At 36.4% G+C, this 1,435-nt stretch carries 1 protein-coding gene; it reads right to left on the minus strand.

The genetic code is table 11. From position 1 onward, the window contains the following. Positions 1 to 12: 12 nt before the first annotated feature. Positions 13 to 1,335: an IS4 family transposase gene (locus VB264_RS24965; protein WP_323254116.1), complete on the minus strand. Its 1,323-nt coding sequence runs from the start codon at positions 1,333 to 1,335 to the stop codon at positions 13 to 15. Between the last annotated feature and the right edge of the window lie 100 nt (positions 1,336 to 1,435).

A 1,435-nucleotide genomic window follows, 5' to 3' on the forward strand; every position in this document is an offset into this window, starting at 1 on the left:
AAGTCCTACTGATTACCCATAAGTATTGATGTTATATATTTCTTTAATAGTTTGAAATTTTTGGAATCCTCTCCACAGTGTAACACATCCCAAGGGTCTGTTTTTCTGTAAAAGACTTCCTCCTATCATGGCTATCAAACGAGCAAAGTCTATTAATTTAGGCGCTGCTTGTTTGATAATCTTATTGTTTTTTATGACCGTAAGGTATTGATAAGCTAACTCATAATCCTGTTTATCAAAACCTACTTTGGCTATACTCTCTTCTGGGTTACTACGAATATCATAACATAAAGTGCAGACTTTCAAGGCTATCCACGATTGAAGGATAATAGCCTTTTTAAGTGCCTCTTCATGCTCAATTTGTAAATCTTCTATTTTGCGTCCTTGCTTTAAGACATAATGGAAACGTTCTATACCCCATCGGTGAGCATAATAACCAATCATCTTGCGTGCTGTCTGAGCATCTTCTACTGCTTGACTACATAGCAAACGCCAACTAATAGGCTCTTGTCCTTGAGGTGGATTTTCTTCTTTAGTTTCTATCACCCACACTCTAGCAGAAAGCTTAGCACCATTCTTGCGATAAGGTGCATTACTGACAAAAGGACTGTAGCGTACCCATAAACGAGCCATTCGCTTGTGCCCTTGTCTATCTATAAGTTCTTGCTCATAACAAAAATCTGCAGGCTGTCTCTGTAAAACATCTAACAATGTACCTTGATTATCGGCAGATTGACGATTGTTACAACTGCGAATAATATAATGAATATGTTCATAGCGTTGAGCACATAATAATTCACTAACATCGCCTTCTCTATCAGAGATGCTATAAATAGTCTTATCACTTTGGCTAGCGAAATGCTCTTGTAACTTCATGAAATTACTTAGCCAGCGATAACTCTCTTTATCTGCTATATTAGCATATTTACGCTTAAGCCCTTGCCCTAAACTTTCAGCACTACGACTGTGAAAATCTTGTGAAAAGATACCTAATACCACTCCTTGTTGGTTCATTAACAGTTGATTATGCAAATACATGCCCTTGCGATTAGCATATTCCATACAGCCTAAATTAGCTGAACTCCGATTAGTGGTATAGTCTAATTCTGTGGTGTCTTGAGGGGCTAGGATTACTTTACAATCGGCCACTAAGTCATCACTATAAGAACGAAAAATAGCAACTAAATCATCATTTTGCACCTTCTTATTATTTATAAAACGGTAGTAAGCTTTGGTAGCTCCTCGATTGCAAAGCATCAAAGGCATACTAGCATCTCCTATCATAAATTGTGTACATAGCTTGGACAAACGTTTATTTAAACGATAATCTCCCAAATTGTGAACAGATATTTTTTTTCTATACCTAAAAACATTTCCATGCTACAAGTTCTTAATTTTTTTTATCTTATCTAAAAGATGTGGGTAATCAGTAGGA

It is taken from the genome of Arcicella aquatica, from assembly GCF_034928825.1.
In the GTDB taxonomy this organism is placed as follows: Bacteria; Bacteroidota; Bacteroidia; order Cytophagales; family Spirosomataceae; genus Arcicella; species Arcicella aquatica.